Genomic DNA, 26521 nt, shown 5'->3' with positions numbered 1-26521 from the left:
AGGATGCTCGGATAAAATTGAAAAAGCTTTATCCGACACTTAAAGAGTGACTAAGTACTAGTGGGCGACACATTAACGAAAAGGCTTTCTGCTTTCAGCATAGACTGGCAGGTTGCCAGTCCAACGGTAGCAATCAATAAAATTAGCCCTAAAAAACGCCTAAACCAGTGGGACATTGGATCACCTGCTCTAACAAGAAAAAGTGGAGATAGCGTAAAGTTTATCACTGCGCTATGTGAATGCGCTTAGCAATTGTCTGAGTGATTTTATCACACGCATTGTATTCGCACACAGCAGTCGTAACTGTGCTAAGGCTGGTTAAATGGCGTAGCAGTGACATCATTATCGTCACATCATGTAATTTATAAAAGGGAAAGCCCATGAATATCTGCACCTTAGCTTGTGAGTTACACGATTATATTGAGGTTGTCTGTCTGTATGGCTACCAAATACGGGTGACGCTAAAAAATAACGATTCTATCGAAGGCAAAGCGCTGGATATTATCACGGCGGATCGGCGTGAATATTTATTGTTAGGCAGTGGTTGCCAGCAGCGCATAGATTTAACGCAGCTCGCCAAGCTACAGGTATTAACGGCGAACGCTAAATTTACTGAGATTATTTTTTAACTAGCGGGTAAGGCGCAACAAAATTCGGGATGTTGCAATGACTAGTTCAGCGTTTCGGTATATCAAGTAAATTATTTTTTTACACTTTATTTTATTTTTTATGCTGATAATTATTTTAAATTTTTAATTGTAAAATAGTTGCTTGCGAAATAAATGCCGCTTTATTTTTTATCTTAATGATAATATAGTTTACATTTAAAACTAAAAAATAAGGCTGCACAATGAATAAATTTTATCTACCAAGACAATCCTATAAGTCTGATAATAACTGGCCATGAAAAAGTTAGTATTAGCGGTGCTTAGCCTATTAGCTGCACCAAATGGCGTTTGTATTACCACCGATGACTTTAGTAAAGACGTACAATTTATAGGCAGCGATTGCCATGATAATAATCGTTATATCATGGTGTTAGGTCAGTCAAATGCAAGAAATTTAATAGACGGAGTCCCCGATTTAAACTATTTGTGGGGTGTCAATAATTGTTCGGCGGCAATCTACACGGCAATACACGGCAGTGAGCCCGCAAGCTTTTTTATGCCATCCAGCGATGAAAATAGTGTCTATGCAAAATCAACACAGTTTGTTAAAGATCACCATGACAAGTTGACGCAAATCGTTATATTACAAGGTGAGCAAGACGCGTTATCTCTGAAGGCTGCAACAGCATGGTCTATTAAATTTGCGACAATTATTGGTGCTTATCGTGCAGATGTTGGCGATAGCCCAAAAACGCCAGTGATAATCGTTAGGTTGCATGACACTGCTAAGCTGCCTGTCCGGAGTGAGCTTAAATACTGGCCGCAGGTGAGAGAGTCGCAACGTTTGTTAGCTAATACGATTGATGGTGTGTCTACTTTGCAAACCGATAGCGGTGTCATATGGGATGCTGAAAACATTCATTTAACCAATGGCACGCAATATCGATTATTGGCCAAAAAAATAGCGGCGGCTATCAAAAAAGTTAATGTGAGTTCTGTCATAAAATAAAAAATGATGTCGCTTTATTTCAGGCAGCCTTTATTTTAATGAACAGGTTGATTCTATGTGCTATTAAAATAATTCGACTATACTTGGTACGTTAATTAAACGTTACCTGCGATCAAGCATGTTTTTGAGATACAGTCAGCGGCATGCCTACGATAATCCCGATCTGTGGCTTATGGCTTACCCATCCAGTGCATCTATCAGTGAGAATATATACATCCATTTACGACACTGTCAGTATAAAATACAATTGATTGGCGAAGATATCAGCAAGGCAATGTGCTAGAGCTGTGTTATTTTAAATGTTTGTCAGCAGTGTATTGATTTGGTTAGATTAAAAAACTATACACTTTTGCATGTGATCTCTGTCAGTATGATGTTAGATGGTATTTACTATTGACGTGAATAGTAATCAAAAATTTTACAATTCCTAGTCTAATCATGTCGATTTTATTTACATTCACATAAGCCTTCCTAAGTGAGCATCGGTTTTTATAAAAACACGTACAAAAATCATGTGTTTTATTTTCTATATTTATTAGATGGTTACTGATTTTTATTTGAAATATTTATACTTGCGTTATGTTTTTATTAATATGGCGTATAAATTGCTTATCATATTGCAAGGCTGGTGTTGTTATAGTGTGGAATGATAGGGTTAACCCATGATAATCGTGGCAATTTTTACACAGTAGCTAACAAGTGCAAGTGATAAAACTGAGTTTTAGTCGCCGTCAATCAATTTTAAGTCGTGTCGCTGTCGTGTCTTAAAGGCTACGCCGAGGCAATCGTTATTTCCTTTGAAATAGCTTACCTATAACGTTATTTGGAGAGTAAGTCGTTGTTTAATAATATTCTTGTTGTTTGTGTTGGCAATATTTGTAGAAGCCCTATGGCAGAGGCGTTATTGAGGGATGCGTTGAGTGCTGCGGGTAAAACTGGTTACAGCGTCAGTTCAGCGGGGTTGGGTGCGTTAGTTGATCATGCGCCGGACAAAACGGCTTGTGAGTTGTTGTTAAAAAAAGGCATTGATATTTCGGACTACAAAGCCACGCAAATTAATAGTCAGTTGGTTCGCAAGGCCGATCTTATCTTGGTGATGGAAACAGGGCATAAAAATGCGTTAGTGGGTGATGAGCCTAGCGCAAAAGGTAAGGTGTTTCGTTTAGGCGAGTGGGGTGAATTTGACATTCCCGATCCGTATCAAAAAGATGTAGCTGCTTTTGAACATGCGTTGCAATTAGTGGAGAAAGGCATAGCGCAGTGGCTAAAAAAAATATGAGTTTATGTCATTAATCAGGGTTATAAAAACATTTTTTTGTCTAAATAATTTACAAGCATTATTGTTAACTGAGATATTTTATGCGAATAATTCCTATTCTCATGCTGATTGCATTGAGTCAATTAACGGCATGTACGGTGATACCCGGTATGCATATGAATCCATTTGCTAAGCAGTCTAGCGTGGAAATTCCGGTTACGGATAATAATAAAACAACCTTAAAAAAGCTCAACATCAAGCTGATTACGGCGCAACTTATTTTAGATTTAGAAAAAGATTTTAACAACCGTAGTTTAGGTGTCAATAACGCGGCCAATCTTTATTTTGCGCATCGTATTGGCTCTAAAGCAGTAAAGGGGGTTCCTGATACAGAACCTTATTACCAGTATGCGGTAGGCCCTAGAGATGTACTTAATATCACAGTATGGGAGCATCCGGAGTTGACTATTCCTGCGGGTGAATTTCGTTCGGCAGAAGCCTCCGGCACGGTTGTTGGCGAAGATGGTAATATTTTTTACCCGTACGCCGGTATTATTAAGGCAGCGGGACGATTCGTTGAAGATATTCGTGAAGAATTGGTACGCAAGCTGTCTGCGTTTATTGAGATGGTGCAATTAGACGTGCGCGTTACCGCATACCGCAGTCAGCGGGTTTATGTGGTTGGCGAAGTGATGAAACCTGGTATTCAAACCGTTAAAGATATTCCATTAACGGTACTCGAAGCAATTAATAGCGCGGAGGGTGTTAAGCCGGAAGCGGATTTACGTAACTTGACGTTAACTCGAGAAGGTAAATCTTACACTATCAATTTATTGTCACTGTATGAAGGCGGCGATCTGAGCCAGAATGTTTTATTAAAACACGGTGATGTGCTTAACGTGCCGGACAGTGCCTTCAACAAGATTTTTGTTTTAGGTGAAACAACAGTGGGTGGCGCAGGTGCGGGTAGAGGTCGCAGTGTGGTGATGAACAAAGGCCGTATGACTTTGGCAGAAGCGCTAAGTGAGTCGGGTGGTGTTAATCAGGAAACCAGTGATCCTTCGAGAATTTTTGTATTTAGAAGTGGCATTAATAAGCCAGAAATATTCCATTTGGATGCTAAATCGCCAGATGCTTTGTTATTGGCCGACAGATTTCCTATGCAACCCCGTGATGTCGTTTATGTTGACCGTGCTGAGGGTATACGCTGGAATCAAATCATTGCCCAAATTCAACCGACAGTTTCGTTGTTAAGTACTTTCGGTACCATCAAAATGGAACCGTTTCTGGAAACACCTTCGAGTACGGGTGTTGACCTTTCAAATATCATTCCAAAGTAATATTTAGTGTGATGCACTTTGTGTTTAATGCAGAGTGCATTACCAATTATGTGATTATTTTATGATTTTATTAGGGTTTATAGTTAAAAATAAAGTAAGGGTGAATTTATTTAAATTTGTAAAAAAACACTATTAATCTATCCTAGATATATGCAAACATAATGATAATTAAAATTTATTGTTAACAATTACTGGTTACTGATGTCAAATAACGTTACTAATAACACTCAAAATACGGTCAATGATTCGTCAAATCAAGAGGATGATGAAATCAATTTGGCTGAGTTATTGGGTACATTGCTCGATAGCAAATGGTTGATCATGTCGGTGACAACAACTGTATTGCTGATAGGTGTGGCTAAGGCACTTGTGGATACACCGATCTACAAAACCGATGCTATGTTGCATATACAAGAAAAATCAAAATCCTCGTTATTAGATGGTATGGGTGATCTGAGTGCTTTGGGTGGAATGGAGGGAGGTAAAAAGCCAATTCTGGCAGAAATTGAGTTGATTAAATCACGCTTAACGCTGGGTAAAGCGGTTAGCACGCTTAATTTAAATATTATTGCACAACCCAAATATTTTCCATTGTTAGGTGCTGCTATGGCCAGGCGTTTTAAAAGCACTAATACTCAGCCATTTGCGGAACCTTTGCTTGGTAAAGACCAATATGCCTGGGGTGGTGAAGATATTCGCGTAGATAACTTTAGCGTGCCTAGCAGTTGGGAAGGTGAAGAGTTAACCGTAGTTGCAGATAAAAAAGGCTATTACCAACTTTTAAAAGATGAAGTCTTGGTATTGGAAGGCCAAGTAAATAAGCGTATAGAAAAGAAAGTGCAGGGCGAAAGCGAGCCAGTATCGTTGTTTGTGTCGCTTTTAAAGGCTCGCCCAGGCACGCAATTTGAATTGGTTCGGCAATCAAATATCCGCTCTATTGAGGTGTTAAAAGCGGCGCTTACTGTGGCTGAAAAAGGCAAATCATCCGGTATTTTAGAGTTAACCACTGAGTCGAGCAATCCTAAATTGGCCATGAACACTTTAAATGCAGTGGCTGATATTTATTTTAAGCAAAATGTGGAAGATAAATCCGAGGAATCGGATAAAACTTTAACGTTTCTTAACGAGCAGATACCCAAACTTAAAGAGCAGTTAGAAATATCAACCAGTGCGTTAAATGATTTTAGAACCAGTAAGGGTTCTTTAGATTTGGAGTTTGAGACCAAAGGTGTGTTGGAAGGCGTGGTGGAGCTACAAACCCAAACCACGTTATTGCAACAAAAACGCGATGAATTGCGCCAACGTTTTACCGAGACGCATCCCTCCGTCGAGGCGATGGACAAGCAGATAGCACGCCTGCAAGAGCAGATGAGTCAGCATGATAAAAAAATAGAGACTTTGCCAGAAACACAAAAAGTAGTTTTAAGATTAGCCAGAGATGTTGAAGTTAACACCAAGCTGTATACAGAATTATTAAATCATGCACAAACTATACGGCTAACTAAAGAAGGCACGGTGGGTGATGTTAAAGTAATTGATTATGCAGTGTTACCCACAATACCTATAAAACCGAAAAAAGCCTTGATTGTCGCCATTGCTTTTATTTTGGGATTAATCTTGGGTATTGCTATCGCTTTGATCCGAAAATCCTTGCAAAATGGCATAGAAGATCCCGATATTATTGAAAAGCAATTAAATATTCCGGTATACGCCACCGTGCCGTTCAGTGATGTGCAATCCGCATTGCGTAAGCAATACAAAGGCAAAGGCTTGCACGAATATAAGCCAATTTTATTGGCGGTAAATCACCCAGAAGATTTGGCTATTGAGAGTTTGCGTAGCTTACGGACATCGTTGCATTTTGCATTTTTAGAGTCACAAAACAATATTATTATGATTACCGGGCCACGACCTGGAATCGGTAAATCGTTTATTTCCATCAATCTTGCCGTTGTATTAGGCAATTCGGGTAAAAAAATATTGTTAATAGACGGGGATTTGCGTCGTGGTTATCTGAATAAAGAGCTGGGTGTACGCCGAGAAAATGGTTTGTCTGAGCTGGTGTCGCAGTCAATCACTGTTGCTGAAAGTATACACACAATACCCGATGCTAATATTGATTTCATTGCCACCGGCGCTATTCCACCTAATCCTTCAGAAATCTTGTTACACAATCGGTTTTCTGCTTTATTGGATAATCTTAAAAAACAATATGATTACATCATCATAGACACTCCCCCTATTTTAGCGGTAACCGACGCGGCAATTGTGGGTCGTCTTGTCGGGGCAACACTGATGATTGTTAAAGCGGGTCTGCACCCATTGCGCGAACTGGAACAAGCTCACAAACGGCTTGTTCAATCGGGCGTGCGGGTTAATGGGGTTGTGTTTAACGGTATCGTTAAAACTTCGTCTAGCAGTGGCGCATACCGTTATGTTTATCAGTATGACTACAAAAGCAGTAAACACTAAACTAGTCTGGTTTAAATTATGCACATCAATTTCTTTTTAACTGCTTTTATTGCAACCTTTATGTCGATTATGGTGTTAAATCCACTGGCATTTAAAGCCGGTTTGATGGATCACCCTGGTCATCGAAAGCATCATCAAGATTCGACACCATTGACTGGTGGACTTGCGGTGTATGTTGCCATATTAATCACTTTGTTTATTCATGATATTTCCTTGCCTAACAAAGCGGCTTATATTTTTGCTGCGACGATATTGGTGTGCATTGGCTTGGTTGATGATTTTAAACCGTTAAGCTTTAAAGTCAGAATGCTAGCCCAGATAGCAGTAGGCTTGTTAATGACGCAAATTGCCGATATTAAAATTATTGATTTAGGTGATTTATGGCATTTTGGTAATTTTGAATTGGGTGTTTTTGCCAGCGCATTTACTATTTTTGCGTTAGCAGGGGGGATTAACGCCTTTAATATGGCGGATGGTATTGATGGCTTGGTAGGCGGGTTAACGCTGATTGCCATCAGTTCGGTGGCAGTACTAGCGTGGGCTTATGATGAAATAGAGCTATTAAATTATTGTGTGATTTTTATTGCCGCAATTATTGTTTTCTTGCTCTTCAATTTACGGGTTTTTGGCCAGGCAAGCACCAAAATATTTTTGGGTGATACCGGCAGCACCTTGTTTGGTTTTATTGTTTCGCTATTATTAATTTATATCTCGCAAGGTGAGCATCGTCTTATTACACCGGTAACGGTATTGTGGATACTGGCTATTCCACTGATTGATTCGGTGTCAACCATGATGCGTCGGATGGCCAATGGGCGCTCGCCTTTTTTTCCTGACCGTGAACATTTTCATCATATTTTGCCGTTAACAGGGCTTAACAATCATCAGACCTTGTTGGTTATTTTAGCCAGTTCGCTGGCGTTGTCTATTATAGGCATTACTGCAAGTCAGGTATTGCATGTACCCGATGGTATATTACTGTTTTTGTTTATGCTGCTTTTTGCCGGCCATTATGTGGCGATGGGTAAAATTAATGAGCGAGCCAAAAAAGAAAGACGCAAACCATCGTTGTCATCGTCTACTGTTATGACAGATCGAAGACACGCGGATCGGCGTAACGCTGATTTAGCGGATAATACCGTAGTCATTATTAATCGTAGAAACACTGATCGGCGTGTCTGTAATATGCCGATTATTTTTGCCGATAAGCGCAGAACAGAGAGACGCGTAAGTACAAAATTAGAATTGCTGCATAATCGTACACGTTTTGAAAAAGAAGAACACAGTTAACAAAGTCGCCCGTCTGAGTAATTGACAGTATTAACCTATGTACAAAGACGTAAAATCTTGCGTCTCATCTCTGGCGCTAGTGCCTTTTAGCTTTATTTTGTTAGGTGTTGCAAAGCGCTTGTAGGGCGGTTTCACGCCAAAACCGCCAATCAACTCAGTGAATGTCCAATAGACGTATTGTGGCGGATTGCCTGCGGCTAATCCATCCTACAATTTTGGTAATTATTCAATCCCCCTCTTTCCCTCCTTTTTAAAGGGAAGTGAACACATACAGCGTTTTCAACTTAGGAACGCGCACGAAATAACTTGAGCAAGTTCATGCTTCGACAGGCTCAGCACNNCACTTCGACAAGCTCAGTGCGAACGGTTACGCTGTAACTATTGAACTGTGAAAACGCTGTACCAATTTTATTCTGTCGTGGGTCTTTATCTCGCCCACGCTACACTTTAAAGCACGTACCAAAAATCAGATAGCCAGTTTTTCTTGTAAAAAGCGCACAATATCCGTCAACGGTATGTCTATCGCCTCTTTGGATGTTCTGGCTTTATATTCAACCGTATTAGCATCAAGACCGCGGTCGCCCATAATAATGCAGTGCGGAATACCGATCAGTTCCATATCCGCAAACATAAACCCCGCACGGACTTTTCGATCGTCAAATAATACCTCAATGCCCGCTGCGAGCAAGGTGTGATACAGCTGCTCGGCGCTGTCTTTTAAACGATCGGATTTATGCATATTCATCGGGCACAATGCCACTTGAAAAGGTGCCAGTGCCGTAGGCCAGATGATTCCGCGTTCGTCATGATTTTGTTCAATAGCCGCAGCAACAACCCGCGAAACACCAATGCCGTAGCAACCCATGAGCATGGTTTGGTACTTACCCGCTTCATTAACAATACCAGCCTTCATTGCCCCACTGTATTTACTGCCCAGTTGGAAAATATGGCCTACTTCTATGCCACGGGCAATAGTCAGTGAGCCTTGACCATCGGGGCTAGGGTCACCCGTTACCACTGTGCGCAAATCTTCTGTGTGTAACGGCACAGGTAAATCTCGTCCCCAATTGACGTTTTGATAATGCTGGCCGTCTTGATTAGCGCCGCACACAAAATCAGACATTAATAGTACGCTACGGTCGGCAATAATTGTAATAGCTAAACCCACAGGACCAATAGAGCCTGGTTTGCACTGGCAAGCACGCATCACTTCGCCATCATTGGCAAACGTGAGGGGCGATGCAACACCGGCTATTTTTTCCGCTTTAATGGTATTGAGCTCATGGTCGCCGCGCAATAACAGTGCCACCACGCTGCCGTCTTGTTCGCCTTTAACAATCAAGGTTTTCAGGCATTGTTTGGGCGCTATTGATAAAAAGGCACTCAGTTCTTCAATACTGTGTTGTTGTGGTGTGTCGATTAATGTCAATGCGTGTATGGCAGATGGGCGTTCGCCTGTTGGCATGAGCGCTTCGGCTTTTTCGATATTAGCGGCATAAGTACTGGCGGAGGAAAAGGCGATGGCATCTTCGCCAGAGTCGGCCAGTACGTGGAATTCATGCGAAATAGCGCCACCAATAGAGCCGGAATCAGCGACGACGGCACGAAACTTTAAGCCAAAACGGTTGAATATCGTGGTGTATGCTTCGTGCATAGCATCGTAAGTGTCTTGTAACGAGGCTTGATCCAAATGAAACGAATACGCGTCTTTCATAATGAATTCGCGTGAGCGCATTACCCCAAAGCGCGGGCGAATTTCATCACGAAATTTGGTTTGTATTTGATAATAGATTATCGGCAATTGCTTGTAACTTTTCAGCTCATTACGCGCAAGATCGGTAATAATTTCTTCGTGGGTTGGGCCTAAACAAAAATCTCGGTCATGGCGATCTTTTAAGCGGGCTAATTCGGGACCGTATTTTTCCCAGCGCCCGGTTTCTTGCCACAGTTCAGCAGGTTGCAAAGCAGGCATTAATACCTCTAAGCCACCCACTTTTTCCATTTCCTCGCGGGTGATTTTTTCCACTTTACGCAATACCCGTAAACCCAGTGGCAACCAGGTATACAGACCTGCGGCCAATTTACGAATAAGTCCGGCACGCAGCATCAACTGGTGGCTGATAACAACCGCATCGGCGGGGATTTCTTTAACGGTATTGAGTAAGTTGTGAGAGGTGCGCATGAGTTGTAACAGGAAAAGTGAAAATTAACTTCCATTTTACAGGGTTAATCTGTTTTTGGTTATCAGGATGACGCTATTTATTTATAAAAAATTGGGCTACCAACTAAGATGAGACAAAATGTAGGTTGAGTTGAATGCTTTTTTCAACCTAACATGATTCAATAGTTGTCAATGTTGGGTTGCCAAACAGCAGGCATCCCAACTTATTTCAGTAGCATTATTTTTTATCCCGTTTTCAGTTAGTAGCCCAAAATTGATAGTTGGTTTGGCTACAGGCGCAGCAATGCGCTTTTACCGATCTTTAAAAAACATATAACACTAAGATATGGTCTATAGTTGACACAGGATGATTGCAGGTGTCAGTGTGAAAATAGAACGCCTCTTTAAAAGCATGTCGATCACGTAAGTTTCACACGCTTTATCGCAGACTAACGTGTATTGAAGATAGGTGTTGTCTAACGAGCTAAGTTTTCTGGATGATTTTAAAAATAATAAACATGGAATAAGCGTGAGTTGGTTAAGGTGACAGGACAAACTATTTTTTTGAAAAATGCCTGGCAATATGCGCTTGCGGGCTTGTTGTTTTATGCAACAGGGTGGCTTGCTATGATGATTGCTCCACCACCCGCGTATATTAGTAGTATCTGGCCGCCTGCGGGTATTGGTTTGGCAGCGGTTTTATTGTGGGGCTATCGGGTTATACCGTTTATATTTCTGGCCAATATTTTATTGTATCTCAAGGTTTTTGACCTTGCTAGCGTGCTGGATTCGCCGCAAAAATTAATGGCTTTATGCAGTGTCGCATCATGTGGCGTGTTAAGGGTTTGGCTGGCGACTATTCTTATTAAACGCTTTGCACAATTTCCCTATACCTTAATTGCTATCCGAAAAATTGCTTTATTTTTTACTTTGACGGGGGGTGTGGCAGCTTTTATTCCTACCGCTTTAACTGTCTTCGCTTTGCATATCTCTGGTGTGATAGTAACTCAGGATATTTATTACGCATTTATCAAAGCCTGGATAGCTGATTGTACCGGGGTGATTGTCTTTGTACCGTTATTTTTTATTATTTTTGATAGACAGCAGCGTATTTGGGAAGAACGCATTATTACGCTAGGATTACCGTTAGTCATTTGTTTTTTAGCGACTATTGCATTGGCGCTGTTTTTTCAGCAGCAGGCTACGCAGTACTTACAATTTCAGGGGGTTTTTCTACCGGGTTTTGTCAGTATTGTATTGTTGATTTTAACGGGGCGGCATGAATGGATTAAAATACAGGTTGAGCAGCGTACCGAGCAACTGGTTAAAAAAAATCATAAGCTCAGTAAGCGGGATAAACAGTTTAAAAAATTATTACAAACGCAATCGGTTATTATTTGGCGCGCTGACCCGGTGTCTTACCGGTTTTTATATGTCAATGAAGAAGCCGAAAGTATCTTGGGTTACCCCGTAACGCAGTGGCGTGATGAAAGTGATTTTTGGTGGCAGCGTTTACATGACGATGACAAAGATCGTGTACAAGCTTTTTGTGCCGAAGAACAAGCAGCGGGTAATGTCGATTTAGAATACCGCATGATAAGTGCGGAGGGCACTATTGTTTGGTTTCGAGACAGCCATACCAAAGTAATCAAAGACGGTGTGGTGAGTGAGTTATACGGTTTGATGCTGGATATTACCAAGCAAAAACTGGCCGAAGAAGAGTTTCGAGTGGCAGCGATTACTTTTGAAAGTCAGCAAGGTATTTTGATTACCGACAGACTTGGCAAAATTATTCGTGTGAATAAAGCATTTACTGAAATTACCGGCTTTTTACCCAGGGAAGTGATTGGCAAAGATCCCAAAATACTTAAATCAGGTCGACATGATAAAAGTTTTTATAAGCATTTTTGGCAAGAGCTAGCAGATGTCGGAAAATTTGAGGGTGAGGTGTGGAATCGGCGTAAAAATGGTGAAATCTATCCGGAATGGCAGATTGTCACAGCGGTAGAAAATAACAGAGAAGTCACTCATTATGTATCGGTTTTTTCAGATATTACTCATAAAAAAGAAGCTGAAGATAAAATTCATAACTTGGCATTTTACGATGCACTGACGGGCTTACCCAACCGACGTTTGTTATTGGATAGGTTTGAGCAAGAAATTGCTATTGCCAGACGCCATAAACAATTTGGTGCGGTTATTTTTCTGGATTTAGATCACTTTAAATTGCTAAATGACTCTCAAGGGCATTTAGTGGGTGATGAGTTGTTGATTCAGGTAGCTAATCGATTGTCTTCGGTATTACGCGAAGAAGATACGCCGGCACGTTTAGGGGGCGACGAGTTTGTGGTTTTGTTGCATGCTAATTCAGAAAATTTAATTGAAGTCAGTGATCATGCGCGTACGGTTGCGGAAAAAATTCGCAAGCAACTGAATACCCCTTTTTTACTGCATCATTATCAACATCAAATTTCTACCAGTATTGGTATTACTTTGTTTCCTGAAGGTGACGAGCGGCCTGATATGATTTTGCAGCAAGCGGATACTGCAATGTATCGATCTAAATCCGGTGGCCGTAATGCGATCAGCTTTTTTCAGCCATTTATGCAAGAGGCGGCCGATCAACGCTTAAAAATAGAACAAGATTTACGCATGGCAATTGAGAAAGAGGGTTTTATGCTTTTTTATCAGCCACAAGTTGACCATACAGGTGTGATGATAGGGGCAGAAGTGTTGATTCGTTGGGATCACCCTGAGCAGGGTATTGTGTCACCGGCAGATTTTATTTTAGTTGCCGAAGAAAGTAGTCTTATTTTAGACATTGGCTTATGGGTCTTAAAAAATACTTGTCAACAAATTAGAACTTGGTTGGCGATGGGAATTACTGTGCCGCGTTTGTCTTTTAATGTGAGTTCACGGCAGTTTAGACAGCGTGAGTTTGTCGATCAGATTAAAAATGCAATCAGTGAAACGCAAATTCCGCCGCATTTATTAGGTATTGAGTTGACAGAAAGTGTCATGATTATTGATATTGCTGACACGGTTGCGAAAATGAAAGCTTTAAAAAGTCTGGGAGTTTCGATTGCGGTTGATGATTTTGGTACCGGCTATTCGTCGTTGGCTTATCTTAAAAGCTTGCCATTGGATGTGTTAAAAATAGATCGTAGCTTTGTTGGCGATATTTTATTAGATTCCAATGATGCAATTATTATTGAAACCATTATCAGTATGGCGAGACATTTAAGATTACGTGTTGTCGCCGAAGGCGTGGAAACAGAAGAGCAATTTGAGCTTTTAAAAAAGCTGGGTTGCTTATTGTTTCAGGGTTATTATTTTAGTCGCCCACTGCCTTCGGTAAATTTTGCCCAAAAATATCTACGCAGTGCTAAGTCTGAATAAAATTGGATGATGCTTTTTCAAGCCATACTAACTAAGCTATACATGGCAGCTGCGCATAACGCTGCACACGGTAAAGTGGTTATCCAGGCCAATAAAATGCCAGCCATCATACGCCCATTGACAGACTGATTGCGTAGACCAATACCAAATAACGCCCCAACCGAAACATGGGTGGTTGATACGGGCAAGCCAAATTTACTGGCTAAGATAACCAAACATGCTGTACTTAAGTTGGCAGCTAAACCTTGGCTTGGACTGATGGCGGTGATTTTATGGCTCATGGTCTCAGCAATGCGTCGCGAATTTAACACGCCGCCTAGCGCCATAAGCGCAGCAATTAATACGATAACCCATTGCACGGCAATAGGTGGCGCTAGCCACAACAGCCCTGCAATCTTGGGCGTATCATTTAAACCGCGTGCAAAACATACCGTACCCGCACTTAAAAAATGCAGGCCGTTCAACACACGCTGTACATTAAAGCCTAATAATTGCGCCGTTTGACGTTGCTGGCAAGCAACCGCATTATCCACACTCAGTACTGCGCGTGTATTTTCTAGCATGACAACGGATGACACTGGAGCCGCTGTAAAATTCGGAGTACTGGAAGCAATGCTTTCCGTACACAGGCATAAATCCTGGCCAATATTAAGCGCTAGTCGCAGTTGTTTTAAGCTGGAATAAACTGCAATAGACAGCAGCACCGCGATTAATGGGCTTAATAATAACGGTAAGAAAAAATTCTTTTGCAAGGCGACAAAATTGATAGTTTCGGGTGCGGCAGCTAAAACACTGCCAACAATTGCACCTAACAACGCATGCGTGGTAGAGATGGGAAAGCCAAAACGGGTGGCCAGCAGTACCGTTAAACCTGCGCCGGTGGCTACGGCAGTCATAAACGGTATGGATTGAATCAGCGCATCGGGTGCAACACCTTTGCCAGAAAATTTCACCAATAAGGCATTGGCTAAATAAATAGCGCACACAGAACCGGCTAGCGTACTGACTGTTGTCCATGCTAAGGCACAACGATAAGAGCTTGCACCACTGCCATACAAAGACGCTACGCCTTTAAAATTGTCGTTAGCGCCGTTGGCAAAAGCCAAAAAACACACGGCAATAATTAATACAGTCGTCATTAGAATTTTCTCCTTTTAAAATAACCTAGCATTTTTATTTTAATTAGCAAATTATGTGGATAATGCCATTTAAAAAGCGTTAATACAAACGCTCTAAAAACTGAATGTGTTAGTGCTATGCTTTCTATTCATGGCGTTAGCCATTAGAATTAAGTTGATTGGCGATTTCATTACTTGTCCGGAGGATAGTATGCGTTGTACGCTTTGGTTATGGCTGAGTGTTTTTATGATGGTATCAAGCTTACAGGCGGCACCCTTAAAGCCCGAGCAAGTACCAGATCTGCTGAAACCGTGGGTCAATTGGGTGCTAAAAGACACGCCTGACTTGGGTTGTCCTTTTATGTACAACAGTTACGAGCAAAAACGCTGTAGCTGGCCCACGCAATTAGCGTTAGATTTTACCCCTACCCGTGGCACGTTTGCTATCAACTGGAAAGTGTATCAAGACAGTTGGGTGAGTCTGCCGGGCGATCAAAAACGCTGGCCGCTGAATGTGACGGTTAACGCCAAAACCGCACCGGTAATGGAACACAATGGCGTACCGTCTATTAAATTACCGTCGGGTAATTATGATATTAAGGGTTTTTTTTTATGGAAAACCATACCAGAAAACTTAAGTATCCCCTCTGATACCGGCTTGATTACTGTGCGTATCAACGGTCAAGTGCTGCCTGCGCCGGTGCTTAAAGAAGGTCAATTATGGCTAAGCGAGAGCGATATTGGCCAAAAACAAGCCGATAATAGTCAAAATAATCTCGATGTGCAGGTGTTTAGGCATTTTAGCGATGACGTACCGATGAACATGACCACCCGTTTGGTACTCAATATCTCTGGTGAGCAACGCGAGATACGTCTGGCCAAACCGGTGCTAGACGATTTTATTCCGCTCAGTATACAAAGTCCGTTACCGGCGCGTATTGAAGCGGATGGCCAGTTGCTGTTGCAAGTGCGCCCTGGCCAGTGGCAAATTGATATTAATGCCCGTAGCCGTAGTATGGTTAAAATTATCCCTTTTAATAAGGTGAATGCCGAGTGGCCGGAATCGGAATTGTGGGTGTTTGATGCCAAGCCAGATTTGCGCGTGGTAGAAGTTGAGAAGTTAGTGACGGTGGATGCCAGTCAAACCAATTTGCCCGATGAGTGGAAGCATCTGCCCACTTATAAAATCAGCCAGGGGCAGGTGATGGGTTTTAAAGTTATCCGCAGTGGTGATCCTGAGCCTGAACCCAATCAACTTAATCTCAATAGAAAGCTGTGGCTGAATTTTGATGGTGAAGGTTATACGGTTAACGATGTCATCTCTGGCACCATGACCCGCGACTGGCGCTTGAATGCCTTGCCTAAAACCCAATTGGGTAAAGTGATGCTGGATGGTAACAACCAGCTGATCACCTTGCAGGCAGACTCTGGTAAGCAAGGTGTGGAAGTACGCAAAGGCGCGATTAACCTGGATGCCGATAGCCGCGTGTTGGGTAATATCAGTGCGATTAGTGCGGTGGGTTGGGAGCAAAGTTTCCGTAATGTCAGTGCGGAACTGAATTTGCCGCCCGGTTGGCATTTGCTGGCAGCAACTGGTGTGGATAACGTACCGGATAGCTGGGTGTCGCGCTGGAATTTGCTGGATTTCTTTTTGGTATTGATTGTAGCGTTGGCGATAGCCAAATTATTTGATGTGCAATGGGGCGTGTTTGCCTTGCTCACCCTGGCGTTAATCTGGCATGAACCGGAATCGCCACGTTATATCTGGTTGCTTATTCTGGCGGCTACTGCGTTGGTTAAGGTATTGCCGGTCAACCGGTTTTCTAAGCTGATTGACAGTTGTCGCTGGATATTTGGTTTAGTACTGATTTTGATTGCTATCCCTTTTATGATAACTCAAGTGCGTATAGGGCTTTATCCACAGTTAGAATATTCTTCATGGGGTCTTGGTATTGATGGCGGCGGTAATGGTTTTGTCAGAAGCACGCCAGGCATATCTCATAACGCCTCACGTAGTATTATTCCTGAACAGCAACCCTATGATTCCGTTACAGCGGCGGCACCGGCGATAGCTGAAACTCAGCCTCAGCTTCAGTCTGGTTTATCGGCAGAAGCTAAGCAATCGATAGATACAGCTAGTCAAGAAGTAGAACGTAAATTGCAAAAGGTATGTCAGGGAGATGCGGAGTGTATCAATAGACTTGTTTCACATTGTCAAGAACCCGTCGCAGAGCTTCAAGTGGAATGCAAAAATAGATCGCTGGATAAAATGTTTGAGCATACTATGCGTGGTGGTGAGAGTGATGTAGGTTCGAGTGTTGCTGATATGACCAGCTTTGAACGCATTGACCCCAAAGCCAAAGTACAAACCGGTCCAGGTTTGCCGCAATGGCAATGGCATAAAGTGATGTTATCGTGGAATGGTTCGGTAGATGCAAGCCAGCAAATGCGCTTATGGTATTTGTCACCGATGATGAGTATGGTGTTTAATTTTATCCGCGTAGGTTTGGTATTGGCGTTGGCGCTACGGTTGTTTGGGTTGTTGGATAAAGTTAAACTTAACCCAAAAGCTTTATTGCCTGCGTTGCTGTGGTTTTCAGTAGTGCCTATGCTGGCTATGCCTAGCCAACAAGCGCATGCGGATTTTCCCGCACAAGCAGTACTGGACGAGTTAAAAGCCCGCTTATTGGAAGCGCCCGATTGTTTGCCTACGTGTGCACAAATCCCACAAATGTCGGTAGTGATTAGCGACAAAGAACTGGCGATCAGCTTGCAAATTCATGCCCAGCAATCGGTGGCGATTCCGTTGCCGGTGGATTACGAACAATGGTTTCCTAATCAAGTGATGGTTGATGGTGCGGTGGCGCAAGGTTTGTATCGGGACAATAATGGCCTGTGGATTAATCTGCCTGAAGGTGGCCATCAGGTGGTATTACGCGGTGTACCGCCGTTGCTGGGTAGCTTTACGCTGCCGTTTGCGCTCAAACCCAATCAAGTCACTGTAGAGCGTACCGACTGGGATGTCAGTGGTCTACAAGATAACGGTCAAGTGGAAAATCAGCTGCAATTTACCCGTGTGGCCAAACCGATAGAAGCCAACGGTACAACACCGGCACAGCTGTCCAGTGTTAATCTGCCGCCGTTTGTCAGGATAGAACGGCAGTTGCAACTGGGTTTGGATTGGCGGGTCATTACCCATATTGTCCGGTTATCACCAGCCGATTCTGGGATTATTTTAAGCGTGCCGTTGTTGGTCGGTGAGTCGATTACCACGCCAGGCATCACGGTTAAATCGGGTGCGGTTGATGTTAATATGGCCGCTCAGCAAACCGAGTTGCAATGGGAATCTAGCTTAGAAAAAGCCGATACTTTATCACTGCTGGCCACTCAAACCGATCAGTGGGTTGAAGTCTGGCAAGCCAATATCAGTCCGATCTGGCATGTTGTACCCACCGGTATCGCCATGATGCACTTGCAAAGTGAAGGCCAATGGCTACCGGAATGGCATCCTTGGCCCGGTGAAAAACTCAGTTTGCAGATTACCCGCCCGCAATCAGTGGAAGGCCAGACTTTAACCATAGACAATAGCGATGTGCAGGTAACGCCGAGCATTCGTAGCCAAGATACCCAATTAAAGTTTACCTTACGCAGTTCGCAAGGTGCGCAGCATACTTTAATGTTGCCGGAAACCGCGACCTTGCAATCGGTGTCGATGAATGGCCAGTCGTTGCCGATCCGTCAGGAAGGCAGAAAACTGACCTTGCCGGTTAACCCTGGCAAGCAAGAGGTTCAGGTGATTTGGCAAGAGCCTATTGCTATGCGGACGCTGTTGACCACGCCACAAATTGATTTAGGCCGCGACAGCGTTAACACCAATCTGCATGTCAGTTTGGCTGAAAATCGCTGGTTGTTGTTTGCTTTTGGCCCGACCATGGGGCCTGCGGTGTTGTTTTGGGGTGTGTTGATTGTGTTGCTGCTGCTGTCAGTAGGTTTGGGTAAAGTGCCGCTTACACCGTTAAAAGCCAGGCACTGGTTTTTATTGTTGATCGGTCTTAGCCAGATTCCACATGAGTTTGCCGGTGTCGTTATTGTCTGGTTATTGCTATTGGGCTGGCGTTCTCGGCAATCAGCAAGCGAATTTCGGCACTTTAATACCTTGCAATCCGTGTTGGCTATGTTGACGTTATTGTCGTTGGGCGTGTTATTGTTTGCGGTAGGGCAGGGCTTGTTAGGCGCATCGCCAGATATGCAAATTACCGGCAATCAGTCTACGGCGAATCATTTAAACTGGTATCAGGACGCTAGTTTGTCTACTTTGCCTACCGCAACCTTGATTACCGTGCCATTGCTGGTGTATCGCTTGTTGATGTTTGCCTGGTCGTTTTGGCTGGCGGTGTCGTTGCTTAACTGGTTGCAATGGGGCTGGCAGTGTTTTTCGTATACCGGCTTGTGGAATAAGGCAGTTGCTAAAACCAAGCCTTTGAGTTTTGATGAGGAATCAAAATAATCGAATTTTTAGGGCTATCCATTTAAATTGGAACACGTTTTTAGGTTGGGGTTCCCACTGTCACCCCAACCTACAGCGCAGCATTGCATTTTGCCCCAGCTTAATGGATAGTCGATGATTGAAGCAAATGCAGATAACAACTGGACAACATTAAGCATTGCTGGTTTTATTAATTGAGTTTTGTATAACGTAGTTGAAATTGTAAAACGGCACACGAGCCAAGCACGGCCAGTAAACAGGAAATGCCTAGCAATACAAAAGTTTCCGAGTAACTGAAAAACAGCATTTTGAAAGCATCATTGTAAAGTGCGGAAAGTTTTTCTACTGACTGTTTTAAAATCAACATCATGATGGTAATAATAAACCAGGCCATCACGCCAGAGACAAAACCTATCCAAAAACCGTTGTACAAAAAAGGTCGCTGAATAAAACTATTGGTTGCACCCACTAACCTTGCAATGACAATTTCGTCTCGACGATTATGTACTTCCAAGCGAATGGTGTTGCCAGTAACAAATATTACGGCAATTGCTAGCATTAAAGCTAATAAAGTTGTGCCGCGCTTAGCAATGGCAACAATAGATTGTAAGCGTTTAACCCACTGCATATCCATTTGTGCCTGATCTACTTCAGCAGAGCGTTTTAACTCATCAAACAAGGCGATTAAGCTTTGTTCATCTACCAGGGTATCTTTGGGTAATACCTGAACAACAATAGGTAACGGATTGACTTCTAAAGCATTAATTGCCGAACCAAAACCACTGTAAGTTTCAAACTCCTGTAAGCCCTTTTCCTTACTGATGATGGTGACCGACTGAACATTGACATTTTGTTTAAGGGTGTCAGCAAATTCAGCAGCGTAGGCATCGGATACGTCATCTTTAAGAAATAAAGAAATTTGATTGCTGTCTTCTAAGCTGCCGGTTAATTGCTGTACATTCACCACCAGCATATAAAAACCACCGGCCAGCGAAATGGTAATTGCCAATACAACAATTGTTACTATCGAAGCAAAAGGGGAGGCGACCATACGGCCTAGGCTAGAAAATAACGCGTGCGCATGTTGATCGCGATAACCTTCAATTTTACTGAAAAAACCACTGCCGGAGATTTTATTTTTACTGTTATTCGGCTTGGTTTGCGGCCTATGTTTAGTCGACTTATTTTGTTTCATAACCTAACTGGCAATCAGCTGCCCGTGATCTAACGTTAACACACGATGATTCAGCTTTTTAATCAAAAAAAGATCGTGTGATGCAATTAATACGGTTACACCCACTTGCTGAAAACTTTCAAATAAAGTCATAATTTCCGCTGACAGTTCCGGGTCTAAGTTACCGGTCGGTTCGTCGGCGATAATTAATGGTGGTTTGTTTACCACGGCTCTGGCAATACCGACACGTTGCTGCTCACCACCTGACAGCGCTAACGGGTATTGGCGTTCCTTACCTAGCAAACCGACTTTATCCAACGATGCTCTGACTCTGCGGGCGATATCATGATGACTTTGGCCGGTTATTACTAATGGTAAGGCAACATTATCAAATACTGTTCTGTCTTGTAGCAACTTATAGTCTTGAAAAATAAAGCCCATTTTACGGCGTAAATAAGGTATCTGATTTTCTTTAATATGATTAAGACTATGGCCATCCAAAATAATCTGTCCGCGTGTAGGGCGCTCAATCAAAGCAATTAGTTTTAATAGCGTACTTTTACCCGCACCGGAATGACCGGTCAGAAAAGCAATTTCGCCGCGCTGTAAATGAAAAGTGACATCTTTAAGGACATCACCGGTTTCATGGTAGCGTTTGGTTACATGTTCAAATTTTAACATAGCGTCATTCGTCTTTGACAAACAGTGCGTCTACAAAATTTTCAGCGTTGAAGTCTTGTAAATCATCAATACCTTCGCCAATGCCGATAAAACGGATAGGAATGCCTATTTGCTTGGCTAATGCAAACATAACGCCGCCTTTGGCGGTACCGTCCAGTTTTGTGACTACTAAGCCAGTGAGTGCCACTGTTTCATTAAATAATCTTGCTTGAGATAAAGCATTTTGCCCTGTCCCTGCGTCTAACACCAGTAATACTTCGTGTGGCGCATTGGCATCGTGTTTGCCGATGATGCGTTTTACTTTTTTCAACTCTTCCATGAGGTTAGCTTTGGTATGTAAACGTCCTGCGGTATCGGCAATCAGCACATCAACGCCTTTAGATTGCGCCGATTGCACCGCATCATAAATAACCGAGGCAGAGTCTGCACCGGTATGTTGGGCAACCACATGAATATTATTACGTTGCCCCCACACTTGCAATTGCTCAACGGCGGCGGCTCTAAAGGTATCGCCAGCTGCCAGCATGACACTGTGGCCTTGGGCTTGCAAACGTTTGGCCAATTTACCAATAGTGGTGGTTTTACCTACACCATTTACCCCCACTACTAAAATAACAAAAGGCCCATCTTTTTTAGTAATCTGTAAAGGATGGCTGCACGGTTTAAGTATAGACAACAATTCCTGCTTGAGTGCTGCCGACACTACCGCGCCATCGCTAAGCTGTTGGCGATCTAAGGTTTCTGTTAAGTGGCTGACAATCTTATTGGTGACATCAATACCGACATCGGCGGTGAGCAAACTGGATTCAATATCTTCCAACAAATCGCCACTGAGCGATTTAGCACCAATCGGCAAGTTGGCTAAAAATCCACCCAAACCCGAACGGGTTTTTTTAAGCTGGGATTTAAGCCGCAAATACAGCGATTCTTCGCTGGGCGGAATATAAATATCTTCAACAGGTCGGTACGCCGCTCCTTCATCAAGCGATTTACGGCGCTCAACCTCAATGGCTGGCGTGGCCGGTGCGTCTGCAAAACCGTAACGTGCATAAAAACTGATGGCAATTAACGGTAACATCAGTAATGCCGATACCAGTGCGTGTGCAATCCACAGCTGTGGCATGGCCAGTTTTAAACTCAGCACACCCAGCGCAATCTGCACACACAGTAAGGCGCTGAGCAATACACCAGCCCGACGAACCGCTTTATAATGACTGACGGTTGCTGTTAACACAATGGCACTAAAAACAACAAAGCACAGCAATGCACCCAATCTGTGCAGATGATTAACCGCTACCAGCGCCGTAAACGCTATATCACCGGTATAGCCGGTAACAAAACTCTGTACAACATTAAGCGCAGTGTAATAATCGGCCTCCGGCCACCATGAACCGTTACATTCTGGAAAGCCCACACAGGTGGCACCACCATGATTGGTGGTTAACCAAGCACCTAAAGCAATCTGCACCAATAACAAGCCACGGCCAAGCCAAGCCAGCACAGCCAAGCCACCCGCCGCTTTTTTGACATCGAGATTAACTTGAACACGTAAATACAGCCGGAATAACATGCCCACAATCAGCACCGACAACAGCAGATGGCCGGTGATCATGACAGGCATGGAAAGCATTTTCTGCGTCCAAATACCTAGAGCTATCTGCACACCCGTCATAAATAACGCACCGAATGACAACAGTACTGCGCTGGTACGACAGTGCTTTTGAGTCCAAGATAGTTGGGTAAGTATTAAGATCACCACCATCAAGACGGTGCCTAAATGTTGATGAAGCTTGAGTATGGGCAATGTGCCGATCATTGCTGTTGGTATGAAATGTGCGTAAGCACCCGCTAGAATAACGGATAATGCTAATAAAATGCTAAATAAAGTCGCTTTTCTGTACATAGTAGTCCACTAACCTATTTGTGAAATTCGCAGCAAGTGCATGAGATCACTTTTTACTTTATAAGGGTCAAACCCCGGTTCGTATTGCATCATAATGTTGCCCAACGGATCTATTAGCAACAGCATGCCTTCTGGTATCACACCTTTTTTAATATCGATCATTTTTTGGCGCAGACTAGCACTGGGTGTTATTTTTACTAAATCCGATTGCAAAGCCGCATCTTTAGCGTCTTGGCCAATAATGTTAGCTATCGAGGCCTCATCCAAGCTGTTGACTGGATTCAGTAAGCTATTATATTGCGCGGCATCAGCGTTCTGCTCGATCTCAGTTTTAGCGCCCTTATCCAGCAAACGCCACATCAGCGCTTCTTTTAGCCATAATTGCTGACTGGCCGCAGCCGTCATACTCTCAAACACGGTGACAATGCGCCGCGTACGTAACATGTCTTTATTGAGCATTAACTGTAATTGTCGTGTATCCAATATGGCCTTTAAACAGATGGCGGCACAGGTATTTTTCGGGATGACATTGACAATTAACCAGCGTCCCACCAAATCGGGCAGTTTTTGTGTTGAGTCGGCATCCAGCGCCAGTAAATCAGCGTGTTCGGTGGTAACTGGCGGCGTAATTAGCTGGCCTTTATTGGTGGTATGATCGTTATGCAGCAATTGCACATTTTTACTTAAGTGCCAAGCGACACCAAAAGGAATAATGCTCATGGCAAAAATAACAATCATCAAAAGGCGATTTTTTTTCTGTTGCTTAGTCATTAATCTCGTTTAACACGGTGGCGAATAAATAAAATGGTTAGCGTTAGCGCCAAAGCAAACCATTGTACGGCATAAGCCGTGTGTTGTTCAGGGCGCATCACTGTGGTTTCTTGCCACTTGCGCTTGTAACCTTGTGGTTGTGTATCGGCCAGTTCAATTTGAAAAGGCATAATCGTATAACCTACGGTTGTCGATAACACGGCGCTATCTAGCACTCCCACCACCGACGGCCAGCTTTTAGCAGGGATTTCTGCCCCTGCCAATTTTATCCCTACGCCTGGAAAACTATTAATACGCCCCAGTAGCGTTTGCGGTGTGGCAACAACATCAACTTGTGGCAATTGGCTGCGGTCTTTTAACGCTATCCAACCTCGATTAACCAAAACCGCCTGCGTGCTGCCGTTCAATATAAACGGTGTCAACACAAAATAGCCAGCCACACCGGCGCTGATTTGATTATCCAGTAAAAACTGATGTGTGCCATCATAATGCCCGCTCACCCGCACTTTACTGTATTTTAAAAGCGTTAAATCCACTTGGCTATCGGTTGTTAAATCAATAATCTGTGATTGTAACCGGTGTGCTTGCATTTTAAAAAAATTCTGCTTCTGCTCCGCGCGATTTAACTGCCAAATCCCTAAACCTATCAATACCGGCAATACGCACAGATAGGCGATGGTCGGTATTAATTTACAGCGTATATGCACGTTGGCCAGCCTGTTTTTTTAATAAAAAGATCAGCACAGTTATTTAATACGCGGTACATCAACACACAACACCGTTTAAAATTATTGGTATAGTCGGTAAAATCACCGAGAATATCCCGCATTTTACTCAAAACTGACTTCGAAAATTCCATGAAAATCATCGTTATTATTGCCTTTGTTGTTATTGTTGCTAGCCTAGCCAGAGCCTTATTTTATTTGATCAAACACAAAAGCAGTGTTGATTCCGAAAAAATCATGCAGGCTTTAACCCTGCGCTCAGGCATCTCTATCCTGTTATTTGTCTTGCTGTTTCTCGCGGTTGCATCGGGATTAGTGCAGCCGCACGGTTTGGGTATGCAAATGCACAAGCCCGACGCAGCATCGAGTCAATCAAAACAATAACAGCTTATATCGTCAATCAAAAGTTCGTAGGGTGGTTTCGCGCCAGCAAACCGCCAATCAACGGGTAATATCAATATCAAGCAGACGTATTACGGTGGATTACCTAGTGGTGAATCCACTCTACAATTTATCCGCTGTATGACTGTACAGTATTGTCATAACCTGAAGGCGTAACGCATTTATTAACAAGGCAAAAAAAAAGCGCTGTCTTTCGGCAGCGCTTTTTTAAATGACCGCTGTAGGGATTTTACATTAAATACACAAAGATAAATAACCCCAACCACACCACGTCAACAAAATGCCAATACCAGGCCGCTGCTTCAAACGCGAAATGGTTATCTGGCGTAAAGTGACCTTTCCAACTGCGGAACAACACCACCGATAAAATTATTGCGCCCACACAAACGTGAAAACCGTGGAAACCGGTTAACATAAAAAACGTTGACCCGTAAATACCCGTACCCAGTGTTAAGCCTTCTGCATAGGCTTCATGGTATTCCACCGCTTGGCACAACACAAAAATAAAACCTAATGCAACGGTAGCAATCAGCCACTGAATTAATTTTTCACGATTTTGTTTAATCAAGGCATGATGCGCCCAAGTACAGGTTATACCACTGCTCAACAGTAATAAGGTGTTAATGAAAGGCAAGCCCCACGCACCCATTGGTTCAAAATCTGCTTCTGTATGTGTGCCTAGTTTCGTAGGATCATCCGGTGCAACAAACTGACCCCATTTTTCTGGTCCGTTGGTTGGCCATGTACCATCGAATAAAGGATGCAAAAACTCTTTGGTTGTACCTGTACCCAGCCAAGGTACAGACAGATTACGTGTGTACCATAACGTCCCGAAAAATACGCAAAAAAACGCAATTTCGGAAAAAATGAACCACATCATGCCTATGCGATAAGACGTGCCAACCTGGCCATTGAACGTACCAGCTTCACTTTCTCTGGATTGCAAGGTAAACCAACCCACCAGCATGATAATAAAAATCAACAAGCCGGTGAACATCCAAAACACGCCCGTGGATGAGCCATTTAAAAAATTTGCAAATCCGGCCAGCATGCAAAATAAACCCGCCGTGCCAATCACGGGCCAAGTCGCTTTGTGCGGGACGTAATAGGCATCTTGTGTAGACATAAAATCCTCTATTTCTTATCGGTTATATCAAAAAATGTGTAGAGCAGCGTAATCGTTTTATAGTCTGTCGATAAATCGGGTTTAACTACAAAGCGTATTGGCATGACTTTAGTTTCTTTGGGCTTAAAGGTCTGCTCAATAAAACAAAAACACTGGGTTTTTTCAAAAAAAGGTGTGACCGGCGCAGGCGATAAACTGGGTTTGGCTTGTGCCAAAATTGTTTTGTTACTGGTATTTTGCGCGATAAAATTAACCGTATAGTATTCGCCAGGATGCACTTTCATCTGCGGGGTTTGGGCGCGGAAAGTCATAGGGATATTATCGTTTAACACGGTAATAAACTCGACCAGTACTTGTCGATCTTTATCCACCGTGTAAACTGTTTCCTTGGCCAAAGCAGCTTTATTAGCAAGGGTGGTGTTAATATCGGTGCTGTTTTTAAGACCCAATAAATCCACGCATACCCAGTTATACAACGGCACTAGTGCATAGCCAAAACCAAACATGGCAACCGCCACCAACACTAACATACGCGCCAGCTTGGTATTTTTGCTACTCAAATTTTCAGCCATGCTCAGTATTAATTAGTGTGATGGGT

The 26521-nt window shown here is 43.0% G+C and carries 18 protein-coding genes; 9 read left to right on the top strand and 9 right to left on the bottom strand.

From position 1 onward, the window contains the following. The first annotated feature begins 380 nt into the window (after positions 1-380). The 6 genes from CRENPOLYSF2_RS11075 to CRENPOLYSF2_RS11050 all read left to right on the top strand — a co-directional run bounded on the left by CRENPOLYSF2_RS11075 (position 381) and on the right by CRENPOLYSF2_RS11050 (position 7977). The gene (locus CRENPOLYSF2_RS11075) at positions 381-629 is read left to right on the top strand and encodes a Rho-binding antiterminator (protein WP_087144008.1); all 249 of its coding nucleotides are present in this window, start codon (positions 381-383) and stop codon (positions 627-629) included. A gap of 274 nt (positions 630-903) precedes the next feature. Then, positions 904-1617, top strand: coding sequence for a sialate O-acetylesterase (locus CRENPOLYSF2_RS11070; RefSeq protein ID WP_087144007.1), 714 nt, complete (start codon positions 904-906; stop codon positions 1615-1617). A gap of 838 nt (positions 1618-2455) precedes the next feature. After that, positions 2456-2896, top strand: a complete 441-nt coding sequence (locus tag CRENPOLYSF2_RS11065; protein WP_087144006.1) for a low molecular weight protein-tyrosine-phosphatase — start codon at positions 2456-2458, stop codon at positions 2894-2896. A gap of 80 nt (positions 2897-2976) precedes the next feature. Further along, entirely contained in the window at positions 2977-4215 is a 1239-nt protein-coding gene (locus tag CRENPOLYSF2_RS11060) for a polysaccharide biosynthesis/export family protein (protein ID WP_087144005.1), read from the top strand. Between the two features lie 201 nt (positions 4216-4416). After that, a complete protein-coding gene (locus CRENPOLYSF2_RS11055) occupies positions 4417-6687 on the top strand; it encodes a polysaccharide biosynthesis tyrosine autokinase (RefSeq protein WP_087144004.1) in 2271 nt (756 codons plus the stop codon). 18 nt (positions 6688-6705) lie between these two features. Then, positions 6706-7977, top strand: a complete 1272-nt coding sequence (locus tag CRENPOLYSF2_RS11050) for a hypothetical protein (RefSeq protein WP_087144003.1) — start codon at positions 6706-6708, stop codon at positions 7975-7977. Positions 7978-8443: 466 nt separating this feature from the next. Here CRENPOLYSF2_RS11050 and CRENPOLYSF2_RS11045 read toward each other — a convergent pair whose 3' ends face one another. After that, a complete protein-coding gene (locus CRENPOLYSF2_RS11045) occupies positions 8444-10159 on the bottom strand; it encodes a proline--tRNA ligase (RefSeq protein WP_087144002.1) in 1716 nt (571 codons plus the stop codon). A gap of 543 nt (positions 10160-10702) precedes the next feature. Here CRENPOLYSF2_RS11045 and CRENPOLYSF2_RS11040 point away from each other — a divergent pair. Further along, complete coding sequence (locus CRENPOLYSF2_RS11040; protein WP_245807977.1) at positions 10703-13537, top strand: bifunctional diguanylate cyclase/phosphodiesterase; 2835 nt, start codon at positions 10703-10705, stop codon at positions 13535-13537. Positions 13538-13554: 17 nt separating this feature from the next. Here CRENPOLYSF2_RS11040 and CRENPOLYSF2_RS11035 read toward each other — a convergent pair whose 3' ends face one another. After that, positions 13555-14676, bottom strand: coding sequence for an inorganic phosphate transporter (locus tag CRENPOLYSF2_RS11035; protein ID WP_087144001.1), 1122 nt, complete (start codon positions 14674-14676; stop codon positions 13555-13557). 190 nt (positions 14677-14866) lie between these two features. Between CRENPOLYSF2_RS11035 and CRENPOLYSF2_RS11030 the strand changes: the two genes are divergently transcribed. Continuing rightward, positions 14867-19162 carry a hypothetical protein gene (locus CRENPOLYSF2_RS11030; RefSeq protein ID WP_087144000.1) on the top strand — a complete coding sequence of 1432 codons (4296 nt, stop codon included), beginning with the start codon at positions 14867-14869 and terminating at the stop codon, positions 19160-19162. Positions 19163-19331: 169 nt separating this feature from the next. Here CRENPOLYSF2_RS11030 and ftsX read toward each other — a convergent pair whose 3' ends face one another. The 5 genes from ftsX to CRENPOLYSF2_RS11005 are packed head-to-tail and all read right to left on the bottom strand — an operon-like array spanning position 19332 to position 24377. After that, positions 19332-20336, bottom strand: coding sequence for a permease-like cell division protein FtsX (gene ftsX / locus CRENPOLYSF2_RS11025; protein WP_087143999.1), 1005 nt, complete (start codon positions 20334-20336; stop codon positions 19332-19334). A 3-nt stretch (positions 20337-20339) separates the two neighbouring features. Continuing rightward, positions 20340-20996 carry a cell division ATP-binding protein FtsE gene (ftsE, locus tag CRENPOLYSF2_RS11020; RefSeq protein ID WP_087143998.1) on the bottom strand — a complete coding sequence of 219 codons (657 nt, stop codon included), beginning with the start codon at positions 20994-20996 and terminating at the stop codon, positions 20340-20342. A 4-nt stretch (positions 20997-21000) separates the two neighbouring features. Further along, entirely contained in the window at positions 21001-22899 is a 1899-nt protein-coding gene (gene ftsY, locus CRENPOLYSF2_RS11015) for a signal recognition particle-docking protein FtsY (protein WP_087143997.1), read from the bottom strand. Between the two features lie 9 nt (positions 22900-22908). Beyond that, positions 22909-23670 (bottom strand): hypothetical protein, encoded by a 762-nt coding sequence (locus CRENPOLYSF2_RS11010; RefSeq protein ID WP_087143996.1) that lies wholly within the window; start codon positions 23668-23670, stop codon positions 22909-22911. Beyond that, the gene (locus CRENPOLYSF2_RS11005) at positions 23670-24377 is read right to left on the bottom strand and encodes an SURF1 family protein (RefSeq protein WP_336469728.1); all 708 of its coding nucleotides are present in this window, start codon (positions 24375-24377) and stop codon (positions 23670-23672) included. The genes CRENPOLYSF2_RS11010 and CRENPOLYSF2_RS11005 overlap by 1 nt, the downstream gene beginning before the upstream one ends. A 150-nt stretch (positions 24378-24527) precedes the next feature. Here CRENPOLYSF2_RS11005 and CRENPOLYSF2_RS10995 point away from each other — a divergent pair, with 150 nt between their 5' ends. Further along, complete coding sequence (locus CRENPOLYSF2_RS10995; protein ID WP_087143994.1) at positions 24528-24779, top strand: DUF2909 family protein; 252 nt, start codon at positions 24528-24530, stop codon at positions 24777-24779. Between the two features lie 247 nt (positions 24780-25026). Here the strand turns inward: CRENPOLYSF2_RS10995 and CRENPOLYSF2_RS10990 are convergent, their stop codons facing one another. Both CRENPOLYSF2_RS10990 and CRENPOLYSF2_RS10985 read right to left on the bottom strand, forming a co-directional pair. Continuing rightward, positions 25027-25923, bottom strand: coding sequence for a cytochrome c oxidase subunit 3 (locus tag CRENPOLYSF2_RS10990; protein ID WP_087143993.1), 897 nt, complete (start codon positions 25921-25923; stop codon positions 25027-25029). A gap of 8 nt (positions 25924-25931) precedes the next feature. Next, on the bottom strand, positions 25932-26495 hold the full coding sequence (locus CRENPOLYSF2_RS10985) for a cytochrome c oxidase assembly protein (protein ID WP_087143992.1): 564 nt from the start codon (positions 26493-26495) through the stop codon (positions 25932-25934). Positions 26496-26521: the final 26 nt, after the last annotated feature.

Source organism: Crenothrix polyspora (assembly GCF_900163755.1).
GTDB classification, from domain to species: Bacteria; Pseudomonadota; Gammaproteobacteria; order Methylococcales; family Methylomonadaceae; genus Crenothrix; species Crenothrix polyspora.
The sequence above is the reverse complement of the archived record's forward strand: the minus strand, read 5'-3'. Positions and strand labels throughout refer to the sequence as shown.